This is a genomic window from Leifsonia sp. 10L418 (assembly GCF_056395445.1).
Genome location: NZ_JBFTJN010000009.1, coordinates 1 through 20065 on the forward strand (window position 1 = coordinate 1; position 20065 = coordinate 20065).

The window sequence follows — 20065 nt, forward strand, 5'->3', positions numbered from 1 at the left end:
ACGCGTTCGGCGGGGTGGACAAGTCGACAGCAAGACACGTTCCAAAGAACGGTCAGAGATCCGGCGAGTCACACCCCACCGTGCGCATGAGAACCAACCTGCCAGCTGATAGCCAGACCAGCTAGTGACCATTACAGAGATCCGGTGAGACGACCTACAGAGGCGACCCGGCTTCACGAATTGCTCGCGCGGTCTCGACAAGCTCGACCACCGGTCACGCACGGCGCACATCCCTCCCGGTGATCGAGCCTGTCGAGATCCGGTGAGATGACCTACAGACGCGACCCGGCTTCACGACTTGCTCGCGCGGTCTCGACAAGCTCGACCAACGGTTACGTGCGCCGCGGACCCATCTCATCGACGATGAGCAGATCGGTGCGCAAGTGCTGCGTGTCGTAGGCCGCGCGGGCGACCAGATGGGCCGACATCGGCGCGGTCAACGCCTGGAATCCGACAATGGCGACCACGAGAGTGACGGTGCCGACCGAGAAATTGTTGATCGCGACATCCGCCGTGATTGCCATCAAACCGAAGATCTGCGGCTTGGTGGCCGCGTGCAACCGGCTGAGCACGTCGGGAAACCGGAGCAGGCCGATCCCGGCGGCGAAGCACATCAGGGCGCCGACCAGCACCAGGATGGCGGTCGCCACGTCGCGGATCGTTTCGGCGTTCATGCGCTGTCCTGCCGCGGGAGGAACCGGGCGACCGAGATCGACCCGAGCACGCCGAAGAGGGCGAGAACGAGCAGCACCGGGAGTGTGTCGGTGTGGTTGTTGAACGCCATGTCGGCACCGAGCGCGCACATCACCGTCGCCATCAGCACGTCGGCGGCGATCACGCGGTCGAGCACCGACGGCCCGCGCACAATCCGGTAGAGAGAGCAGAGCCCGGAAGCACCGAGCAATACCCCGACGATGATGGCAACGATGGTCATGAGGATCCTCCTCGTGGTTCTCCGGGATTCCAGGTCGCGCCGTGCTGCGGCGCTTGGCGCAACCGTTTCACGTCTTCGCGCGAACCGATGGCCAGCACGATACGCCGCTCGGTCGCGAGCACGGAACGGCGAAACTTCTCGGTCTCGTCGGCGTCGTGCATGTTCAGAACATGCAGATAGAGCGTGGAGCTGACCCGGTCGATGTCGATCACGATGGAGCCGGGAACGATGGATGTCGACACCGCGGTCCAGGTCAGGATGAGGTCACTGCGGGTGCTCAGTTCGATCGCGAGAATCGCGTTGCTGGCCCGGTAGCGCGGCGACAGCGCGAGCGCGGCGACCTCGATCGAGGCCAGCACGATGTCGAACAGCAATCGACCGAAGTAGATCAGCAGCCGCCAGGGATTCAATCGCCCGCTCTGCTGCACGGCCGGCAGGTAGAACGCGGCGGAGACAACCGCGGCGAAAATCGCGCCGGTAAGCAGGTTGAGCCAGGAGAAGTTGCCCCAGAGCAGCATCCAGAGCAGCACCAGTCCGGCGAAAAGCGGCAGTTGGTTCAGCGCGCCGGCGAGGCGATCTTTGCGAGTCGTCATGGCGCACCATCCGGGAACACAGCGTCGATGTAGGTGGCCGGATGCTCGATGTCGACGGCCGCGCGGGAGGCCAGGTCGAACAGGGGGCCCGCGAAGATCGTCAGCGCGATGGTCAGCGCGAGCATCGCGGTCGTCGCGCCGGTCATCAGCGGCGACACCGTCTTGGTCAGCACGGTGCCCTCATCGTGTGGGTCTTCCCGCATCGAGTCGGGTGAGGAGCGCACCTCGGCTTCGGCGCTCGACCGCCAGAACGCCATATTCCAGGCCCGGGCCAGGGCGTAGAGGGTGAGCAGGCTGGTTGCCGCGCCGGCGGCGATGAGCAGGTAGTTGAGCCAGCCGCCGGCCTCGACGCCCGCTTGGAACAGGGCGAACTTGCCGAGAAAGCCGGAGAACGGCGGGATTCCGCCGAGGTTCATCGCTCCGATGAAGAAAAGGATGGCCACGAAGGGTGCGGCTTTCAGCATCCCGCCCAGGCGTGACAGCGACGTCGTGCCGCCGACCCGTTCGACCAAGCCGGCCACCAAGAACAGGCTGGTCTGCACCGTGATGTGGTGCACCACGTAGTAGATCGTGGCGGCCATGCCGAGCTGCGTGCCGAGGGCGATACCGAAGATCATGTAACCGATATGGCTGACCAGGGTGAACGAGAGCAGCCGCTTGATATCGGCTTGGGCGAGCGCGCCGAGAATGCCGACGAGCATCGTCAGGAAGGCGGCGACCATCAGCGGAACGGTCAGTGCGCTGTCGGGGAAGAGCAGCGTCTGGGTGCGGATGATCGCGTAGATGCCGACCTTGGTCAGCAAACCGGCGAACACCGCGGTGACCGGGGCCGGCGCCGTCGGATAGGAGTCAGGCAGCCAGAACGAGAGCGGGAACACCGCGGCCTTGACGCAGAACGCGAGCAGGAGCATCACGTTGAGGATGAGTTGCACATCGGCGGGGAGGGCGGGGATCCGCTCGGCCAGCAGCGCGATCGTGACGGTTCCGGTCGCGCCGTAGAGCAGGGCGATCGCGGCGAGGAACAGCAGCGACGAGACCAGGCTCACCACGATGTAGGTGATGCCCACCCGGATGCGCGCACCCGTGCCGCCGAGTGTCAGCAGCACGTAGCTGGCCGAGAGCAGCATCTCGAACCCGACATACATGTTGAACAGGTCGCCGGCCACGAACGCGTCGAACAGTCCGGCCGCCAGCACCAAGTAGGTGGGGTGGAAGATCGAGACCGGGGTCTCCCGGTCTCCGTCGATGATGCCCTGGCCGACGGCGAAGATCAGCACGCCGAGCAGCATCAGTGCCGAGATCAGCAGCATGATCGCCGAGAGCCGGTCGACGACGAGCACGATCCCCCACGGCGGCGCCCACCCGCCGACCTGCACGACGGCAGTGCCGTCCCGGTCGACGAGCACGAGCAGGATGGCGCTGATCACCGCGACACTGGTCAGCGCGATCATGCTGACCGCGATCTGCTGGCGGCGTTGACGGCCGAGCGCGAGCGTGATGCCGGCGCCGATCAGCGGGATCGCGACGACCAGGGGAACGAGCACGTTCACGTTCATCGGGACTCCCCTGCCTCATGCGCGTTCGCCGCGGACTCGGGGGTTTCGATCTCGCTCTCACTCGCGTCGAGCACCGCCTGGATGGCGGCCTCATCGTCGGCCGAGGAGCGCAGTGCTTCTTCGGTCGTTTCGGTCGTCTCATCGGCGTGCTCGTCGGTGACGTTGTCCCCCTCGTCGCCGAGGCGGGCCAGCCACCACGAGCGGTAGATCAAGGCGAGCAGCAACGCGGTGATCCCGAAGTTGATCACGATCGCCGTGAGGATCAGCACCTGCGGCATCGGGTCGGCCATGGCGTCGTCGAGTGCGGTGCCCGTGACGATCGGTGAGCTGCCCGGGCGCCCGCTCATGATGAAGATGAGGAGGTTGGTGGCGTTGCCGACGAGCAGGAATCCGATCAGCACCCGGGTCAGGCTGCGCTCGAGCATCACGTAGACGCCTGCCGCGTACATAACTGCCATGACGATGACCAGGGTCAGCGATGCGCTCATCGGGTCACCTCCCCGGTCTCGCGCCCGAAGACGCCAGCGGCGCGGCACATGAACACCAGAACTGCCATGACGATGACCAGGGTCAACGATGCACTCATCGGGTCACCTCCCAGGTCTCGCGCCCGGCACCGGATGCCGTGTGCTCGCCAGGCGTGGCCGTCACGTTTTCGACGCCAGCGGCGTCCGCTCGCGCCTCTGACGCTGCGGCGCTGCCGGCGTCTGTGCCTCCGTCGTCGTCGTTGTCCTGAGCGACCTCGCTCTGTCGGTCGATTTCGCTGCCGAGACTGCGCAGGATGTCGAGCACCAGGCCGATGACCACGAGGTAGACGCCGATATCGAAAATGGTCGAGGTGCCGAACGAGAGGTGTCCGAGCACCGGAACGTCGGCGGTGAAGTAGGCGGATTCGAGTGGCACGCCACCGAAGAACAGCGAGGCGATCGCCATGCCGACGGCGAGGAAGATGCCGAGGCCGAGGATCTTGCCTGGATCGATCGGGGCGGCCTCACCGAGCTCGTACCGGCCGCCGGCGAGGTATCGCGCCACGAGGGCGAGTCCGGCGAGCAGACCGCCGGCGAACCCGCCGCCGGGGGCGTTGTGACCGGCGAAGAGCAGGTAGATCGACACGATGATCGCGGGGTGGAACAGCAACCGCACGAGCACCTCGATCAAGATCGAGCGGTTGCCCGGCGCGAGGGTGCCGCCGGCCACGAGCCAGGACTGACGGGTCACATCTTTGCCCGCGTTCGACGCCGTCGGGTCGGGCACCACGCGACGGCGGTTCACCCGCGAGCGCAGGGTACGGGAGCCCTGCACCCTGGGCACGTCGGCGGTGCGTCCCGAGACGAAGAGCAGGCTGGCGACACCGGTCGCCACCACGATGAGCACCGAGATCTCCCCCATGGTGTCCCAGGCACGGATGTCGACGAGCATCACGTTGACGATGTTGTTGCCGTGCCCCTGCTCAACCGAGAGTCGGGGCAGCTCGGCCGAGATGCTCGGGGCCTGACGGGCGCCGAGCGCGATCATGCCGATGGTGCCCATCACGACGCCGACCAGGGTGCCGATCAACGCCCGGCGCTTGCGGTGCATCGGCCGGTTGTGTTCGGCGATTTTCGGCGGCAGCCGGCGCAGCACGAGCACGAACACGACGAGGGTCATAGTCTCGACGAGCGCCTGGGTGAGGGCGAGGTCGGGGGCTCCGTGCAGGGCGAAGAGGGCCACGAGGCCGTAACCGGTCACGCCGGCGAGCAGCACCGCGGTCATCCGCTGTCCGACGCGTGCCGCCATCACCGCGGCGATCCCCATGATCAGGGCGATGACCACTTGGCCGGGGTAATCCCAGAGCACGATCGCATCAGGCCAGGTGCGGTTGACCAGCGAGGCGAATCCTTGGCCGAGCACGAAGACCACGAGGATCGTCGAGAGGTACTGCGGCAGGCCGCCGCGCTGCACGAAATGGGTGACCCGGGCCGCGGTCCGGTCGATGGCGCGCATCAGCACGCCGTAGCCGTGGCCGGCGTCGACGTAGGGCGGCACCGCATCCTGCAGCACCGACACCCGCTTTCTGAACCAGAACAGCACGGCTCCGGCCAGCAGCACGAGTGCGCTGACCCCGAGGGCCGGTTCGAGACCGTGCCAGAGCGCGAGGTGATAGTCGCCGCCGCCCGGCATCGTGTCGGCGTATGGCGCAAGAAACTGGTCGAGCCAGCCCGAGGCCGGGCCGAGAATGAGGGTCGCCGCGGCGAGCAGGCCAGGGGCGAGTTGGATGTCCCAGCGGCTGGCGTGCAGCGCGGTGTCCTTCTGCCCGGCACGGGTGGCGAACGCACCCCAGAAGAATCGGGCGCTGTAGGCGACGGTGAGTGCCGAGCCGATGCCGGTGCCGATGAGGGCGATCCAGCCCCAGCCGTCGCCGCTCTGACCGGCTTCGATGACGGCGGTGAACACTGCTTCTTTCGCGACGAAGCCGAAGAGCGGCGGAATGCCGGCCATCGACGCCACGACGATCAGGGTGATGATCGCCAGCACGGGTTCGCGGCGGCCGATGCCGGAGAGGTGCCGCCAGTCCCGAGTGCCGGCCCGGTGGTCGATGATTCCGACGATCAAGAAGAGCGCTGCCTTGTAGAGCGCATGGGCGAGCAAGAGGGCGAGGCCGGCCAGGGCCGCGTCGCGCGTGCCGAACCCGACGACGATCATCATGAAGCCGAGCTGACTGACGGTTCCGTAGGCGAGAACGAGCTTGAGATCGTATTGCCGCAGTGACCGCCAGGCTCCGACGAGCATGGTCCAGATGCCGAGGGTGACCAGCACGGGCATCCAGCCCGGTGTGTCGGCGAAACCTGGAGCGAACCGGGCGACCAGATAGATGCCGGCCTTGACCATGGCGGCGGCGTGCAGGTAGGCGCTCACCGGGGTCGGGGCGGCCATCGCGGCGGGAAGCCAGAAGTGGAAGGGGATCAGCGCCGACTTCGACAGAGCGCCGACCAGAATGAGCAGAATCGCCCAGTTCGCCACGGTGCCCTCGGCCGGATGGGCCACGATCGCCGCCAGCGAGGTGGTGTGCGATTCGAACGAGATCATCACAACACCGATCAGCATGACCAGGCCGCCGAAGGTGGTCACGAGCAGCGCCTGCAGCGCCGCACCGCGACTCTCCCGCTTGGTTGTGTAGTGCCCGATGAGCAGATAAGAGAGGATGCTCGTGACTTCCCAGAGCATGAACATCACGACGATGTCGTCGGCGGTGACGAGGCCGTACATGGTGCCGGCGAAGGCGAGGAGGCAGGCGGCGAAGCGGCCGAGCCCCGGCTCGCTCGACGAGAAGTAGCGCGCGCAATAGATCAGCACCAGCGCGCCGACGCCGGTGACGACGAGCGCGAGTAGCCAGGCGAGCGTGTCAACGCGGAACGACAGCGAAATGCCGAGCTGCGGGATCCATGGCGTGCTCTCAGTCACGGCCCCGCCGGCCGTGACGGTGGCCGTTTGGGTGAGCGTGTAGACGAACGCGGCCGCCGGAAGCAGCGCGATCAGGTAGAAGACGCGAGTGCCCATCCACCGCGTGAGAAGCGGCGTGAGAAGCGAAAGGAGCAGGAAAGCGAGGAGGAATGTCGCCATGCGGCCTCCCGGCTGTCTGCAGTCAGAGTGTCACGAGCAGTCTACCGGCAGGCCACGGGGCCGCAGTCCCCCGATCGCCGCCAACCCCTGCGTCAGGACGACGACGGGTCGAAGCTGACCTCCACCACCAGACCGCCGGCCGGGCGGGCGGTGAGCTCCAGAACCGCGCTGTGGCGTGCCACGATCGCAGCCACAATCGACAACCCGAGGCCGCGCCCGCGGTCGGCCGCCGCGCTCGTGCGCCCACGCCCGCGGAAGAACGGATCGACCAGCCGGGCAACGGCATCCGCCGCAATCAGGTCGCCATCGTTGGCCACCGTGATGCGCACGACCCCGTCGTCACTCGTGCTCGTGTCGAGGATGACCGTGCCGCCCCGGTCGTTGTGCCTGATCGCATTCTGCAGAAGGTTCGCGACGAGCTGTCGCAACAGCACCGGGTCCCCCTCGACCACGGCCGGCGCGAGTTGGGGCAGCAACAGCACCCCGGCGCGTTCGGCCTCGGCCTGCGTCTCGGCGATCACCGACGCGGCGAGGTGGGCGAGGTCGACGGTCTCGACGTGCGACGCCACCGATTCGATCTCGGTGAGGTCGAGCAGCGACTCGACGGTGTCGATGCTGCGCTCGTTCGTTTCGCGCAGACGTCCGAGGAGCGCCCGCTGCTCGGAGCTCAGCGGGTTGCTCGGACTCAGCGCGACGTCGAGCATCGCCCGCGTCGTCGCCAGCGGAGTGCGCAACTCGTGCGAGGCGTTGGCGGAGAACCGCCGATGCGAATCGACGGAACGCTCGATCTCGGTGAGCATCTCGTCGAAGTTGTCGGCAAGCTCCGAGATCTCGTCTCGTGGTCCGGCGAATGCGATCCGGTGGTCGAGTTGGCCGCGGCTCGCCTGACGAGCCGCCGCGTTCACGAATTGCAGCGGGCGCAGCATCCGTCCCGCGACGAACCAGCCGGCCCAGGCTCCCCCGGCGGCGAGGAGCACGAGGGCGCCGGCCGAGACCCACAACAAAAGATGCAGGATGTCACCGCGCGAGCTGACGGTGACGACCGCGCTGAGGGTGTCAGTGGTGCTCAACAGGCCGGGGTCGTAGAGCATTTCTGCGGGGCCGCCGACACTGGCCTCCGGCACCGCGATGCCGAGGGGAGAGGCCGGTGCGGCGATGCCGCCGGGCGCGATCGCGGTGGTGGCGAATTCATAGGAGGGAATCACGCCGATGAAGATCGACACGATCGTGAGCAGCACCACGCCGGCCACGGTGACCAGTCCGGCGTAGGTGAGCGCGAGTCGCGCACGCACCGTGAGGCGGTGCTTGACCGGGGCGACCGGTGCGCCGATCGCCGCTCCGGAGCTCCTAGCCGGCTGTGTTGTCGATGGCATAGCCGACCCCCGCCTCGGTACGGATCAGCCAGGGTTCCCCCAGCTTGCGGCGAAGCGTGCTCATGGTGGCCTTCACCGAGTTGGTGAAGGGGTTGGCGTTCTCGTCCCACGCTTTCTCCAGCAGGGTCTCGGCGCTGACCACTCCGCCGCGAGCGCGCAGCAGCACCTCGAGCACGGCGAATTCTTTGCGTCCGAGTCGCACAAAACGCCCGTCCCGAAACACTTCATGACGAAACGGGTCGAGGGTCACCCCTCCGGCCGTCAACTGCGGCGGATGCGCTGTGAAGATGCGCCTGCCCAGCGCACGGATGCGTGCCGTCAGCTCCGGAAAGTCGAACGGCTTGGTGAGGTAGTCATCGGCTCCGAGCTCCAACCCGCCGACCTTGTCGCGCATCCGTCCGGCAGCGGTCAGCATGAGGATCGCCGGCCGCTCGGGCCGGGCCGACAGGATGCGACAGACCTCGTCGCCGTGAGTACCGGGGATGTCCCGGTCGAGAACAATCACGTCGTAGGAGTTCACATCGATCGCGGCCAGCGCTGCATCGCCGTCGCCGACGACATCGGCCGCAATCGCCGCCAGAACAAGACCGGCGCGCACCGCCTCAGCCAGATACGGCTCGTCTTCGACCACCAATACACGCACGCCGATCACCATCCTTTCCTCCAGTAGAACAGAGCAGAGGTCAAAGAAAGGTCAAGGCTGCGCTTGACCCTCTCGCGACGACGCTCGCGGTGTGCTGGTTTCGCCCCTCAGCCGAGGAGGCGACAGAGAGGACACACCATGCCCATCATCGAAACCCGAGGTTCCCGCCTGCGCGGCGGCCGCAGCGGTCTCGCCCTGCTCGCGGCGATCGGTCTCGTCGCTGCGCTCTGCGCGTGCACGGCCGGCGCCGGCAGCGGCGGGCCGGCCGACGCCGGGAAGCTGAAGACCGGAAACGAACAAACCGCCTTCGACGACTGGCAGCGCGACTTCACGAGCTGCATGAAAGACGAGGGCGTCGAGATGGGGAGCTTCGCCGTCACGTCCGTCGACGGCGCTTCCGGCGGTCTCGAAAGCTCAGAGTCATCCGGCTCAGAGTCATCCGGCTCGACGATGACCACGCAGGAGGGGGACATCGATATGAAGCAATACGAGGCCGCCTCCAAGGTCTGCACGAAGAAGCTCGGAGAGATGCCGATTCCGCCGGGCATGCCGAGCCCGGAAGAGATGCAGGAGAGCATGCTCAAATTCGCGAAATGCATGCGCGAGGCCGGCTACGACTACCCGGACCCGCAGGTGAGCAAGGGCGGCGGAATCTCCATCCAGGCGATGCCGGCCGACGAGTACGACCCCGCCGTCATGGACTCGTGCAGCGAGGAATCCGGTTCCCCGATGATGACGATGAAGGCGGAGGTGGGCGGCGAATGACCATCACCATGCGACGCCGCCGCGCACCGTGGCTGATCGGCGGGGCCGCTGTCGCCGTCGCCGCTGTGGTCGCCGCGCTGATCCTGATTCCCCGACCCAGTGCATCCGCTGATGCCTCACACGAGGTCGTCGACGTGGAAACCGTCGATGTCTCGCGGGGTGACCTCATTGAGCGCGTGCGCGTCAAGGGCACGCTCGCCTTTGCCGGCACTCACGAACTGGGCACGACCCTCGGCGGCACGGTCACCGCGGTGACGGATGCCGGTGCGACAGTCGGTCAGGGCGGCGAACTGTTCCGGATCGACGACCAGCCCGTTCTGCTGTTTCTCGGCAGCTTGCCGATGTGGCGCGCGCTGTCGCTCGGCGTCGAAGACGGACGCGACGTGTTGCAGCTCGAGCAGAACCTCGCCGCCCTCGGATTCTTCGAGCGTGAACCTGACGAGGAGTTTGCCGAGAGCACGGCGACTGCCATCGAGAAATGGCAGAAGTCACTGGGCCTTGCGAAGACCGGCGCCGTGGAACCCGGCCGCATCGTCTTCGGCGCGGCACCGGTCAGGATCGCCGAACGCAAGGCGTCGATCGGCGATGCGGCGGGCCCCGCCATCGTCTCGGTGTCTGACACCGAGAAACGCGTGAGCGGCTTCATCGCGCCGAACCTCAAAGAGGTCGCGGCGGTCGGCAGCGCGGTCAGCGTCATGCTGCCCGATGGCACTGCGGTACCGGGAACCATCACGACAGTCGGCTCCCCGGTCGAGAAGGACGACGGCATGGGCGGCAAATCGCTCAAGCTGCCGATCACCATCAGCCTCGACGATCCGGCCCAGGCCGACGCGTTCAGCGATGTGAGTGTGAGCCTCACGCTCGCGCTCACCAAGAGCGCCGACGCGCTGCTCGTGCCGGTGCTGGCCCTCTTGGCCCAGCCGGGTGGCGGCTTCGCCGTGGAAACGCTCACGGGCACAAACAGCACAATCGTTCCGGTCGAACTGGGAGCTTTTGCCGACGGAATGGTGGAGATCGTGTCGGGCAAACTCATCGAGGGCGTGGCCGTGGTGGTCGGGCAATGAGCGCGACCGTGCTCGCTTCGCCGCCGATCGTGAGACTCGCCGGAGTGTCCCGCTCCTACGGTTCTCCACCCACCGTCGCGCTCTCCGAGGTCGACCTTCTGATCGAACGCGCGGAGATGGTCGCGGTCGTGGGGCCGAGCGGTTCAGGAAAATCAACCCTGCTCAACCTCGTCGGGACTCTTGATCTGGCCAGCACTGGCGAGGTGCACATTGCCGGTCACGACGTCGGCACGATGACCGATGCCGAGCTGTCAGCCCTCCGCGCCCACACCATCGGCTTTGTCTTTCAGCAATACCATCTCGCCGACGGAGTACCGGCGCTCGACAATGTGGCAGAAGGGTTGCTTTATACCGGCATGCCGCCGAAGGAACGCCGGGCCCGTGCCGAACATGCGCTCGAACGCGTGGGACTCAGCGCCCGGATGCGACACCGCCCCCGTGAGCTGTCGGGCGGCGAGCGCCAGCGCGTGGCAATTGCGCGCGCGGTGGTCGGCGAGCCGGCACTCATCCTGGCCGACGAGCCGACGGGCGCCCTCGATACCAAATCCGGGGAGGGAGTGATCGAGATCTTGCAGGAGTTGAACGCCGCCGGCACGACCGTCGTCGTGATCACCCACGACCTTGGTGTCGCCGATCTGATGCCGCGCCGGGTGTCACTGCGCGACGGCAGGGTCGTCGACGATGCGCGAGACGCGGGCATGCGCCGTGCTCGCAGCGTGGATGCGCCGACAACGTTGAAGCTCGCCGGGGTGCCCTCATGAACGCGCCGCTGCGTTCCCGGCTGCGCCCGCAGGATCTCGTCGGGCTGGGCTTCCACGGCCTGCGCGCGCATCCGCTGCGTGCCATGCTCTCGGCTCTCGGGATTGCGATCGGGATCGCGGCGATGATCGCGGTGATCGGGATCTCAACCTCCAGCGAGGCGCTCGTGCGCGAGAAACTCTCGGCGCTCGGCACCAACCTGCTCACCGCATCCGCGGGCGAGGATTTCTTCGGCAAGGGATCGACGCTTCCGGTCGATGCGGTTGAGCGAGTGCGCCGCATCGATGGGGTCGAGCAGGCCAGCTGGACGGCCGCTCTGAGCGAGATGCACGTCTACCGCAACACCTATATCGACACCGGATCGACCGCGGGTCTGACGGTGCATGCCGCCGATGCGCACCTACTCGAAGCCACCGGCAGCGAACTACTCGCGGGCTCCTGGTTGAATGCCGCCACCGAGCGCTACCCCGCGGTCGTGCTCGGTTCGACCGCGGCCGAGCGGCTCGGCATCCGCAGTGTGGGCACGCAGGTCTGGCTCGGCCAAACACAGTTCTCGGTCGTCGGCATCCTGAAGCCCTCACCGCTTGCCCCGGAACTCGACAGCGCGGCTCTGGTCGGGGCGGCGTTCGCCGCAGAAGCGTTCGGATTCGACGGCTCGCCGACGGTGATCTACGAGCGTTCCGCCGAAGAGTCGGTCGAGGCCGTTCGTGCCCTGCTGCCCGCGACCATCAACCCAGAATCACCCAACGAAGTGGGGGTGAGCCGGCCGTCCGACGCCCTCGCCGCCAAGAACACCATCGACCAGGCGTTCACCGGGCTGCTCGTCGGCGTCGGCTCGATCGCGCTGCTCGTCGGCGGCATCGGGGTGGCGAACACCATGGTCATCTCGGTGTTGGAGCGACGTCGCGAGATCGGGTTGCGCCGCTCCTTGGGAGCCACCCGGGGGCACATCCGTTCGCAGTTTCTCGTCGAGGCGATGCTCCTGGCCGCGTACGGCGGAGTGGTGGGAACACTCCTCGGCTGGGGAATCACCGCGCTCGTCGCGCACGGCAACGGATGGTTGGTGTCGATCCCTCCGGCGGTGCTGGTCGCCGGCGTCGGCGTGACCGTGCTGGTGGGAGCGGTCGCCGGTGTCTTGCCGGCGATGCGGGCGGCGCGCACCTCCCCGACGGCGGCGCTCGGCGCGTAGGCCCGGCCTTCGCGGGGTACCAAAATCAGGAGTGGAGTGCGTGTCGCGGTGGGGGTGCCCCGGAATCCCACGGGCACACCCTCGCCGACACACCTCCGCTCCTGAATTCGGTACCCCTGCGTGGGGCCCGGATGCTGCGGCGCGGGCTACTTGACGCTGCCGGCCGTCAAGCCGCCGACCAAGCGCTTCTCAATCAGCAGGAACAAGAGCACCACCGGCAGGATGGCCACGATCGAGACGCCGAACACGTAGTGCCAGCTCGTCTCGTACTGCCCGACGAACTTCGTCAGCGCGACCGACAACGGCTGGTTTCCGTCGGTGGACAGGATGACCAGGCTGGCCGCGAACTCGTTCCAGCAGGAGACGAAGGTGAAGACGATCGCCGTGACGATGCCCGGCCAGACCAGTGGCAGGTTGATCTTGAACAGCACGGCCAGGCGTCCGGCGCCATCGATCTGTGCCGCCTCGTCGACCTCTTTGGGCACGCCGGCGAAGAAGCTGTGCATGATCCAGGTCGCGAACGCCAGGTTGAAGGCGGCGTTGATGATGATCATCGCGACCCAGGTGTCGGTGAGCCCGAAGAAGCTGAACTGGCGGAAGAGGCCCGAGGTCAGCACGGCCGGCTGCAGCATCTGCGTGACGATGACGAGGAAGAGGAACGCCAACCGGCCGGGAAATTTGAACCGGGCGGTGTAGTACGCGGCGGGAAGTGAGACGGCCAGCACCAGAATCGTCGCAAAGACGGCGATGACGATGGTGGAGATGAGGTTCTGCACGAGGGGCGTCTCTGGCGCCGACCACATGGTGATGTAGTTGTCGAAGTTCCAGGTCGTCGGCAGATAGGTCGGGTTGACCGAGCGAATCTCACTCTTCGTCTTGACCGAACCGAAGAACATGATCAGGTACGGCAACACGAAGATGATCAGCACGATGGCGCCGACGATCATCCGCAACACCACGGAACCGAGCGAAACCTGATCCGTCGTGAACCGGCGCTTGCGCGGCTTGCTCGGAATGCGCGGGGCGGATGCCGTCTGGGCGGGTGCCGCGTCGAGGCTCTGGTCGATCGGGGCGTTGATCGCCGTGTCGAGTTCGGTCATGATCAGACCTCCTTCATGGGCTTGACGATCTTCACGTAAGCCGCGACGATCACGATCACGATCAGGAACGCGACCACGCTGAGGGCGCTGGCGACGTCGATCTTGTGCTCGTTCTGGATGTATTTGAAGATCATCGTGATGATCGTGTCGGCGTCGTAGCCCGGGATCGACCCGGTCATCACCTTCAGGATCGGCAGCGAGTTGAAGACGTTGATGATGTTGATCAGTACGGCGACAGCGAGAGCGCCGCGCAGCTGCGGGAGAATCACGCGGAAGTAGGTGCGCACCGGGCCGGCGCCATCCATCTTCGCCGCCTCGAGCACGTCGCCGGGCACGCTCTGCAGCCCGGCGAGAATCGTGTACGTCGTGAACGGCAGCGACACGAACACGGCGATGCCGATCGACCAGTTGAACGCACTGACGGCGTTCTTCGTCCAGCCGTAGGGCTCGTCGATCAGGTGAATGTCCACCAAGAATTTGTTGATGATGCCGATGTACCCCTCGAGGCCGTAGTAGATGACGAGGGTGGTCATCACCACGCTCGCGGCCCAGGGAACGATCACGGCCATGCGCACCAGGCGCCGACCGGGGAATGCCTTGTTCAGCAGTTGGGCGAGGGCGAGGGAGAGCACGACGGTGATGCCGACTACCGCGACGACCCAGATCAGGGTGCGCAGCATGATGCCGCCGAGCGGCTCGAAGGCGAGGAGGGTCGCATAGTTCGCGAAGCCGACCGGTCCCTTATCGATCCCGCTGATGCTGATGTCGCGCGTCGAGTTGTAGAACATGACGATCGCCGGAAACAGCACGACGCCGAAGATCAGGATGAGCGCCGGGCCGATCCAGGGCAGCGCGGCGAGAAGATCGGACCAGCGGGAGCCGACCGCGGCCGGGCGGCGACTCTTCGTCGCTCGCGCCTCGGGCGGGGCGTCATTCAAAGTTCGTGTCATGAGGGTCAATCACCGATGCGTGTCGAGAACTGCGGGTCAAAATATGTCATTAAGCAGGGAGCGGTGGTCGTGTTCTCGCCGGAACACCGGCCGGAAACACGACCACCGCAACTGGGGTGAACGCCTAGCCGGCGTCGACCTTTGCCTGGATCTCAGTCAGAACTGCCTGCGGGTCCTTGCCCTGGGCGACCTGGCCGATGAGCGCCTTGAAGGCGGCGTCGGTGGCCGACCACTTCGGGTTGGTGCTCGGGTAGAACTTGGCGTTCGGCAGAGCGGCGAGGAACGGAGCGAGGTCCTTGTCGCCGTTCATCTGCTCGGCGCCCGACTTGGTGGTCGGCAGGAACTTCTCGGTGGTGACCCAGTTCACGTACTGGTCAGCCGAGAACGTGAAGTCGAGGAACTTGGTGATGGCTTCCTTCTTCTTGGCGTCTTCGTCGTTCTTGAACGCCATCAGGTGGTCAGCCACACCGAGCGTGAACGGCGCGCCGTCAACGGTCGGGATCGGGTTGATCGAGTACTTGAGCGCCGCGTTGTTCTCGGCGATCTGGCCGACGGTCGGCGGGAGGCCGATGATCATGCCGATCTTGCCCTGCACGAAGACGTCCATCAGCGGGCTGCGGTCGGTGGCACCGGCGTCGGGCTGGGTGGCGCCTTCGTCGACCATCTTCGCCATGAACTGCGCAGCGGTGAGGTTCGTCGGGGTGTCGACGGTGATCTCCTTGGCGTCGCCGAAAGTTCCGCCGCCTCCGTAGAACCAGATCGCGCTTTCAGCCTGCGCCTCTTCGGAACCGAGCGGCATGCCGTAGCCGGCCACTCCGCCGCCGATCGCAGCGATCTTCTTCGACGCGGCGAGCAGTTCGTCCCAGGTCTTCGGCACCTCGGCGACACCGGCCTGCGCGAGCAGGTCAGTGTTGACGAACAGTGCACGAGCGGATGCGATCAGCGGGGCGCCGTACTGCACGCCGTCAACCGAGGCGCCTTCGACGAACGACGGCTGGAAGTCGGCGAGGGTGTCAGCGGAGACGACATCCTTGATCGGGTAGAGCAGGTCGTCGGCGGCGAAGCCGGCGAACGGGCCGCCGTTCATGATGTCGGGAGCCTTGTTGCTGGAGACCTTGGTCGTGATCACGCTGTCGAGGTTGTCCCACGACTGCACCTCAAGCTTGACCTTGATGTCGGAGTTTTCCGCTTCAAAGTCCTTGATGACGCCTTCCCAGAGGCCCTTGGTGGCGTCGGAGTAGCTGGGAACGAGCAAGCTGATGGTCGTTGCCGATCCGTCGGATCCGGAGTCGGCAGCATCGCCGCTGCTGAAGCCACAGGATGCGAGCGACATGGTGGCCAGCGCCGCAGTCGCGACGATGCCTCCGATTCGCAAAGACTTTTTCATAGTGGTGCATTCCTCACTGTTGGGTGCAGAGCCGCCGCAAAAAGAGCCTCTCGCGACGTTGCGTGTGGTTCAGGTCGCCCTCGGATCTCACAATCACGATGACTACTGATGACTACTTGAGCGCCCAACCAATCAAAATTGTTCAGCCGCCGGACACATCCTGTAAGCATTTTTCGCCCAAGTCAAGGGTTTGGACCGAAATTGTTATGATCCTTTACAATCAAGAAACATTCATGAAATGATTGCGGAACTACTGTTACGATCATCTTCGATCACTTTGGCGGGTGTAAACCCGCTCGAACACCCCACACCTACTCACAGAACCTCGAGGAGCACCGCCATGACCCCCACCCCCGAACACATGGCCGTCGAGCTCGCTTCGCAGCCTGAGACCTGGGCTCGTGCTGCCGGGATGCATGCGGAGCACGCGATCCTTCCCGTCTCCGGCGCGAAGGTGGCCATTGTCGGCTGTGGCACGTCCTGGTTCATGGCGCAGGCCTACGCGGCGCTGCGGGAGAGCGGCGGTCACGGCGTCACCGACGCGTTCGCGGCATCCGAGGCCTTCGTCGACCGCGACTACGACGCGATCATCGCCCTCACCCGGTCGGGAACGACGAGCGAGGTGCGCGAACTCGTCGGCGCCCAGCGCGGCCGCACTCGCATCATCGGCATCGTCGGCGACACCGCCTCCCCCTTCGTCGACGAGGTCGACGACCTGATCGCCCTGCCGTTCGCCGACGAGCAGTCGGTCGTGCAGACCCGGTTCGCCACCACTGCTCTCGCCTTCTTGCGCGCCTCGCTCGGCGAAGACCTGACTGCGGCGATTGACGACGCCCGGATCGCCGTTGCCGACGAGCTCGATGACGACCTCGTCGCGGCGGAACAGGTCACCTTCTTGGGTCGCGGCTGGACCGTCGGCCTGGCGCACGAGGCCGCGCTGAAGATGCGTGAGGCGTCGCAGTCCTGGACCGAGTCCTACCCCGCGATGGAGTACCGCCACGGCCCGATCAGCATTGCCGCACCTGGCCGTGTCACCTGGATGTTCGGCGCCGCTCCCGAGGGCATCGACCAGGATGTCGCAGCCACCGGCGCCCGGTTCATCTCGAGCGAGCTCGATCCGCTGGCCGACCTCATCCGGGCGCAGAAGCTGTCGCTGCTGCGCGCCAGGGCGAAGGGGCTGAACCCCGACGAACCGCGCAACCTCACCCGTTCTGTCATTCTGGCTTCGTGAGACCCAGCAGAGCGGCCCCGACCGCAGTGACGACAGAAGCACTCCCCCTCGGCGACGGCGATGCCGTCATCGCGATCGATGTGGGCGGCACCGACACCAAAGCCGCCCTCTTCGACGGCTCCGGGCGCATGCTCGGGCTCAGCCGTACTCCGACTCCGCTCGATGGCGCGCGCACGGCGCCCGCGGTGATCACGCGCGTGCACGAGCTCACACTGCAGTTCGCTGCCGACTTCCCGGGTGTCAGCCCGCGCGCCGTGGGACTGCTTGCGCCGGGCCTCGTCGACGATGACGCGGGAATCGGCATCCTGTCGACGAACCTTCACTGGTCGAATGTGGAGTTCAAGCAGCTGACCGAGCAGCTCGTGCACCTGCCGACCACGTTCTCGCATGATGTGCGGGCCGCCGGTGAGGCAGAGTTTCGGCTGGGCGCCGGGCGGCCGTATCGTGACCTCGTCGTGATGGTCATCGGCACCGGCATCGCGGCCTCCCTGTTCGTCGATGGCCACGCGCACACCGGCGGAGGATACGCGGGCGAGATCGGTCATTGCATCGTCGATCCGAACGGCCCGGTCTGTGCCTGCGGTTCGCGCGGCTGCCTCGAGACGATCGCCTCGGCCGGAGCCATCGCACGTCGGTACGAGGAGCGCACCGGAGTGCGCCCGACCGGCGCCCGCGACGTGTTGGCTCGGGCCGCGGCCGGCGACGAGACGGCAGACCAGATCTGGGGCGAGGCTCTCGACGCACTCGCGCTCAGCATCGCCCAGCTCGCTGCCGTGTTCGCCCCCGAAGCCGTGGTCATCGGCGGCGGTTTGGCCCAGGCCGGCGACACTTTGTTCATTCCTCTGCGTCAGCGCGTCGACGCGCTGCTCAGCTTCCACCGTCGCCCGGCGCTCGTGCCGGCCCTGATCGGCGAGAACGCCGGCCTGCTCGGGGCGGCGCTGCGCGCACGCGACCTGGTGCGCGATTCGGCTCACGATCCGGCCCTGACCACCGTCGGCACGTCTGCATGATCGTCACCGTCACGCCGAACCCGGCACTCGATCTGACCTACCCGGTGGATGTCGTGCGCCTCGGCGACACGAACCGCGTCGCGGCCGCCTTCGTGCGCGCCGGCGGCAAGGGTCTCAACGTCGCCCGCGTGGTGCACCAGCAGGGCCACCGGGTGCTGGCCATCGCCCCGGTCGGCGGAGCGTCGGGCGACGAGTTCGCCGCGGAACTCGCCGCCAGCACGGTGACTCACCAGCTGGTTCGGGTGCAGGCGCCCACGCGACGCACGATCGCGTTCGTCGAACACGACACCGACCAGACGACGATGTTCACCGAGAACGGTGAGAACCACACGCCCGCCGAGTGGCAGTCAGTGACGGATGCCGTCGCATCCGCTCTGCCGGCGGCCCGCTGCCTCGTCGGCTCGGGAAGCCTGCCGGCCGGTGCACCCGTCGATTTCTATCCGCGCCTCGTCGCACTCGCCGCGGCCCGCGGGGTGCCGAGCATCATCGACACCTCGGGCGCCGGGCTCCTCGCCGCTGCCGCGGCCGGCGCGACGGTACTGAAACCCAACCGCCAGGAACTCGCCGATGCGACGGGGCTCGGCGATCCGCTCGCCGGCGCCCGGCATCTGCTCGGCCTCGGTGCGGGCCTGGTGCTGCTCTCGCTCGGTGAAGCGGGAATGGTCGCTCTCTCCGCCACCGATCCAGAGCACCCCCGCTCCGCCCGCCTCCCCCGGGTTCTGCGCGGCAATCCCACCGGTGCCGGCGACGCGGCCGTCGCCGCAGCCGCCGTCGCCTACGCGACGGGGCAACACCAGATCGACCAGGTGCTGAGGGCCGCCACCGCGTGGTCGGCCGCGGCGGTGCTGATGCCGCTCGCCGGCGACATCTCGCCCGAACACCAGGCTCTCGCCGGCGAGTTGCTCTTCGACACGCTGGCCGACGACGAGCTGAGTTTCGATGAGCCGGCCGCCAACACCCAGACCTCTGGCCCCCAGAGCCGAGGCTCCCAGATTTATGTCCCGACCGATCGAGAGAACCAATGACGCTCACTCCCACTCGCGCGCTCATGCAGGGCGCCGCCACGGCCGGCACCGGCATCGGCGCGTTCAACGTGATCCACCTCGAGACGGCCGAGGCGCTCGTCACCGGCGCCGAACGCGCCGGCCTGCCCGTGATTCTTCAGATCTCCCAGAACTGCGCCACGTACCACGGAGGCCTCTCGCCCATCGCGCTGGCCAGCCTCGCGATCGCGGGGGCGGCATCCGTGCCGGTGGCCGTGCATCTCGACCACGCCGAAGACGAGCGCCTGGCGCTCGAGGCGGTCGATCTCGGCTTCGGCTCGGTGATGTACGACGGCGCGCACCTGCCCTACGCCGAGAACGTGGCGGCCACCGCCCGGGTGCGGGCGTACGCGCACACGGCCGGAGTCTTCGTCGAGGCCGAGCTCGGCAAAGTCGGCGGCAAAGACGGCGCGCATGCTCCCGGTGTGCGCACCGATCCCGCCGAGGCCGTTTCTTTTGTGAGCGCAACCGGCGTCGATGCACTGGCCGTGGCCGTCGGCTCCTCCCACGCGATGACGGCACGCAACGCTGCGCTCGATCTCGAGCTGATCGCCCAGCTGCGTGCCGCCCTGACTGTTCCGCTGGTGCTGCACGGTTCGTCGGGTGTCGCCGACGACCAGATCGTCGCCGCGATTCGGGCCGGAATGACCAAGATCAACGTTTCGACGCACCTCAACGGGTTCTTCACCGCCGCGATTCGCGGCTATCTGGCCGAGCATGAAACCGTCGTCGATTCCCGCAAATACGTGGCGGCAGGGCGCGAGGCCGTCGCCGGGGAGGCCGCGAGACTGCTCACTCTGTTCGCGAGTGGCGCCGCCGTTGCCACCGGCACGGATGCGACACTTGCAGTGGACATAAAGGGGTAACC

General features: G+C 66.8%; 19 protein-coding genes. 8 read left to right on the forward strand and 11 right to left on the reverse strand.

The genetic code is table 11. The features are described from left to right. Positions 1–332: 332 nt before the first annotated feature. From mnhG to AC1DCF_RS16485, 8 genes are all read right to left on the reverse strand, one after another. The gene (gene mnhG / locus AC1DCF_RS16450) at positions 333–674 is read right to left on the reverse strand and encodes a monovalent cation/H(+) antiporter subunit G (RefSeq protein ID WP_477211944.1); all 342 of its coding nucleotides are present in this window, start codon (positions 672–674) and stop codon (positions 333–335) included. After that, a complete protein-coding gene (locus AC1DCF_RS16455; RefSeq protein ID WP_477211945.1) occupies positions 671–934 on the reverse strand; it encodes an MrpF/PhaF family protein in 264 nt (87 codons plus the stop codon). The genes mnhG and AC1DCF_RS16455 overlap by 4 nt, the downstream gene beginning before the upstream one ends. After that, positions 931–1527 carry a Na+/H+ antiporter subunit E gene (locus tag AC1DCF_RS16460; RefSeq protein WP_477211946.1) on the reverse strand — a complete coding sequence of 199 codons (597 nt, stop codon included), beginning with the start codon at positions 1525–1527 and terminating at the stop codon, positions 931–933. Before AC1DCF_RS16460 ends, AC1DCF_RS16455 begins: the two co-directional genes overlap by 4 nt. Next, a complete protein-coding gene (locus tag AC1DCF_RS16465) occupies positions 1524–3083 on the reverse strand; it encodes a Na+/H+ antiporter subunit D (protein WP_441790858.1) in 1560 nt (519 codons plus the stop codon). Before AC1DCF_RS16465 ends, AC1DCF_RS16460 begins: the two co-directional genes overlap by 4 nt. Continuing rightward, positions 3080–3571, reverse strand: a complete 492-nt coding sequence (locus AC1DCF_RS16470; protein WP_441790859.1) for a sodium:proton antiporter — start codon at positions 3569–3571, stop codon at positions 3080–3082. Before AC1DCF_RS16470 ends, AC1DCF_RS16465 begins: the two co-directional genes overlap by 4 nt. 94 nt (positions 3572–3665) lie before the next feature. After that, positions 3666–6683, reverse strand: coding sequence for a Na+/H+ antiporter subunit A (locus tag AC1DCF_RS16475; protein WP_477211947.1), 3018 nt, complete (start codon positions 6681–6683; stop codon positions 3666–3668). Positions 6684–6775: 92 nt separating this feature from the next. Further along, positions 6776–8056: a sensor histidine kinase gene (locus AC1DCF_RS16480; protein ID WP_477211948.1), complete on the reverse strand. Its 1281-nt coding sequence runs from the start codon at positions 8054–8056 to the stop codon at positions 6776–6778. Further along, on the reverse strand, positions 8031–8699 hold the full coding sequence (locus AC1DCF_RS16485; protein WP_477211949.1) for a response regulator transcription factor: 669 nt from the start codon (positions 8697–8699) through the stop codon (positions 8031–8033). Before AC1DCF_RS16485 ends, AC1DCF_RS16480 begins: the two co-directional genes overlap by 26 nt. Positions 8700–8837: 138 nt before the next feature. On the opposite strand from AC1DCF_RS16485, the gene AC1DCF_RS16490 reads away from it, so the two are divergent. The 4 genes from AC1DCF_RS16490 to AC1DCF_RS16505 are packed head-to-tail and all read left to right on the forward strand — an operon-like array spanning position 8838 to position 12476. After that, positions 8838–9464 carry a hypothetical protein gene (locus AC1DCF_RS16490; protein WP_477211950.1) on the forward strand — a complete coding sequence of 209 codons (627 nt, stop codon included), beginning with the start codon at positions 8838–8840 and terminating at the stop codon, positions 9462–9464. Beyond that, positions 9461–10528: a peptidoglycan-binding protein gene (locus tag AC1DCF_RS16495; RefSeq protein WP_477211951.1), complete on the forward strand. Its 1068-nt coding sequence runs from the start codon at positions 9461–9463 to the stop codon at positions 10526–10528. Before AC1DCF_RS16490 ends, AC1DCF_RS16495 begins: the two co-directional genes overlap by 4 nt. Beyond that, on the forward strand, positions 10525–11289 hold the full coding sequence (locus tag AC1DCF_RS16500) for an ABC transporter ATP-binding protein (protein ID WP_477211952.1): 765 nt from the start codon (positions 10525–10527) through the stop codon (positions 11287–11289). The genes AC1DCF_RS16495 and AC1DCF_RS16500 overlap by 4 nt, the downstream gene beginning before the upstream one ends. After that, positions 11286–12476: an ABC transporter permease gene (locus tag AC1DCF_RS16505; RefSeq protein ID WP_477211953.1), complete on the forward strand. Its 1191-nt coding sequence runs from the start codon at positions 11286–11288 to the stop codon at positions 12474–12476. Before AC1DCF_RS16500 ends, AC1DCF_RS16505 begins: the two co-directional genes overlap by 4 nt. Positions 12477–12622: 146 nt before the next feature. Here the strand turns inward: AC1DCF_RS16505 and AC1DCF_RS16510 are convergent, their stop codons facing one another. The 3 genes from AC1DCF_RS16510 to AC1DCF_RS16520 form a co-directional block, all read right to left on the reverse strand. Further along, positions 12623–13576 carry a carbohydrate ABC transporter permease gene (locus AC1DCF_RS16510; protein ID WP_477211954.1) on the reverse strand — a complete coding sequence of 318 codons (954 nt, stop codon included), beginning with the start codon at positions 13574–13576 and terminating at the stop codon, positions 12623–12625. 2 nt (positions 13577–13578) lie between these two features. Beyond that, positions 13579–14526, reverse strand: a complete 948-nt coding sequence (locus tag AC1DCF_RS16515) for a carbohydrate ABC transporter permease (protein WP_477211955.1) — start codon at positions 14524–14526, stop codon at positions 13579–13581. Between the two features lie 124 nt (positions 14527–14650). Beyond that, a complete protein-coding gene (locus tag AC1DCF_RS16520) occupies positions 14651–15913 on the reverse strand; it encodes an extracellular solute-binding protein (protein WP_477211956.1) in 1263 nt (420 codons plus the stop codon). Between the two features lie 340 nt (positions 15914–16253). Between AC1DCF_RS16520 and AC1DCF_RS16525 the strand changes: the two genes are divergently transcribed. The 4 genes from AC1DCF_RS16525 to AC1DCF_RS16540 are packed head-to-tail and all read left to right on the forward strand — an operon-like array spanning position 16254 to position 20063. Then, positions 16254–17144 (forward strand): SIS domain-containing protein, encoded by an 891-nt coding sequence (locus tag AC1DCF_RS16525; RefSeq protein WP_441790870.1) that lies wholly within the window; start codon positions 16254–16256, stop codon positions 17142–17144. Next, the gene (locus tag AC1DCF_RS16530) at positions 17141–18154 is read left to right on the forward strand and encodes an ROK family protein (protein WP_477211957.1); all 1014 of its coding nucleotides are present in this window, start codon (positions 17141–17143) and stop codon (positions 18152–18154) included. Before AC1DCF_RS16525 ends, AC1DCF_RS16530 begins: the two co-directional genes overlap by 4 nt. Next, positions 18151–19179: a 1-phosphofructokinase family hexose kinase gene (locus AC1DCF_RS16535; RefSeq protein WP_477211958.1), complete on the forward strand. Its 1029-nt coding sequence runs from the start codon at positions 18151–18153 to the stop codon at positions 19177–19179. The genes AC1DCF_RS16530 and AC1DCF_RS16535 overlap by 4 nt, the downstream gene beginning before the upstream one ends. Continuing rightward, entirely contained in the window at positions 19176–20063 is an 888-nt protein-coding gene (locus AC1DCF_RS16540) for a class II fructose-bisphosphate aldolase (RefSeq protein ID WP_477211959.1), read from the forward strand. Before AC1DCF_RS16535 ends, AC1DCF_RS16540 begins: the two co-directional genes overlap by 4 nt. The last annotated feature ends 2 nt before the right edge of the window (positions 20064–20065 follow it).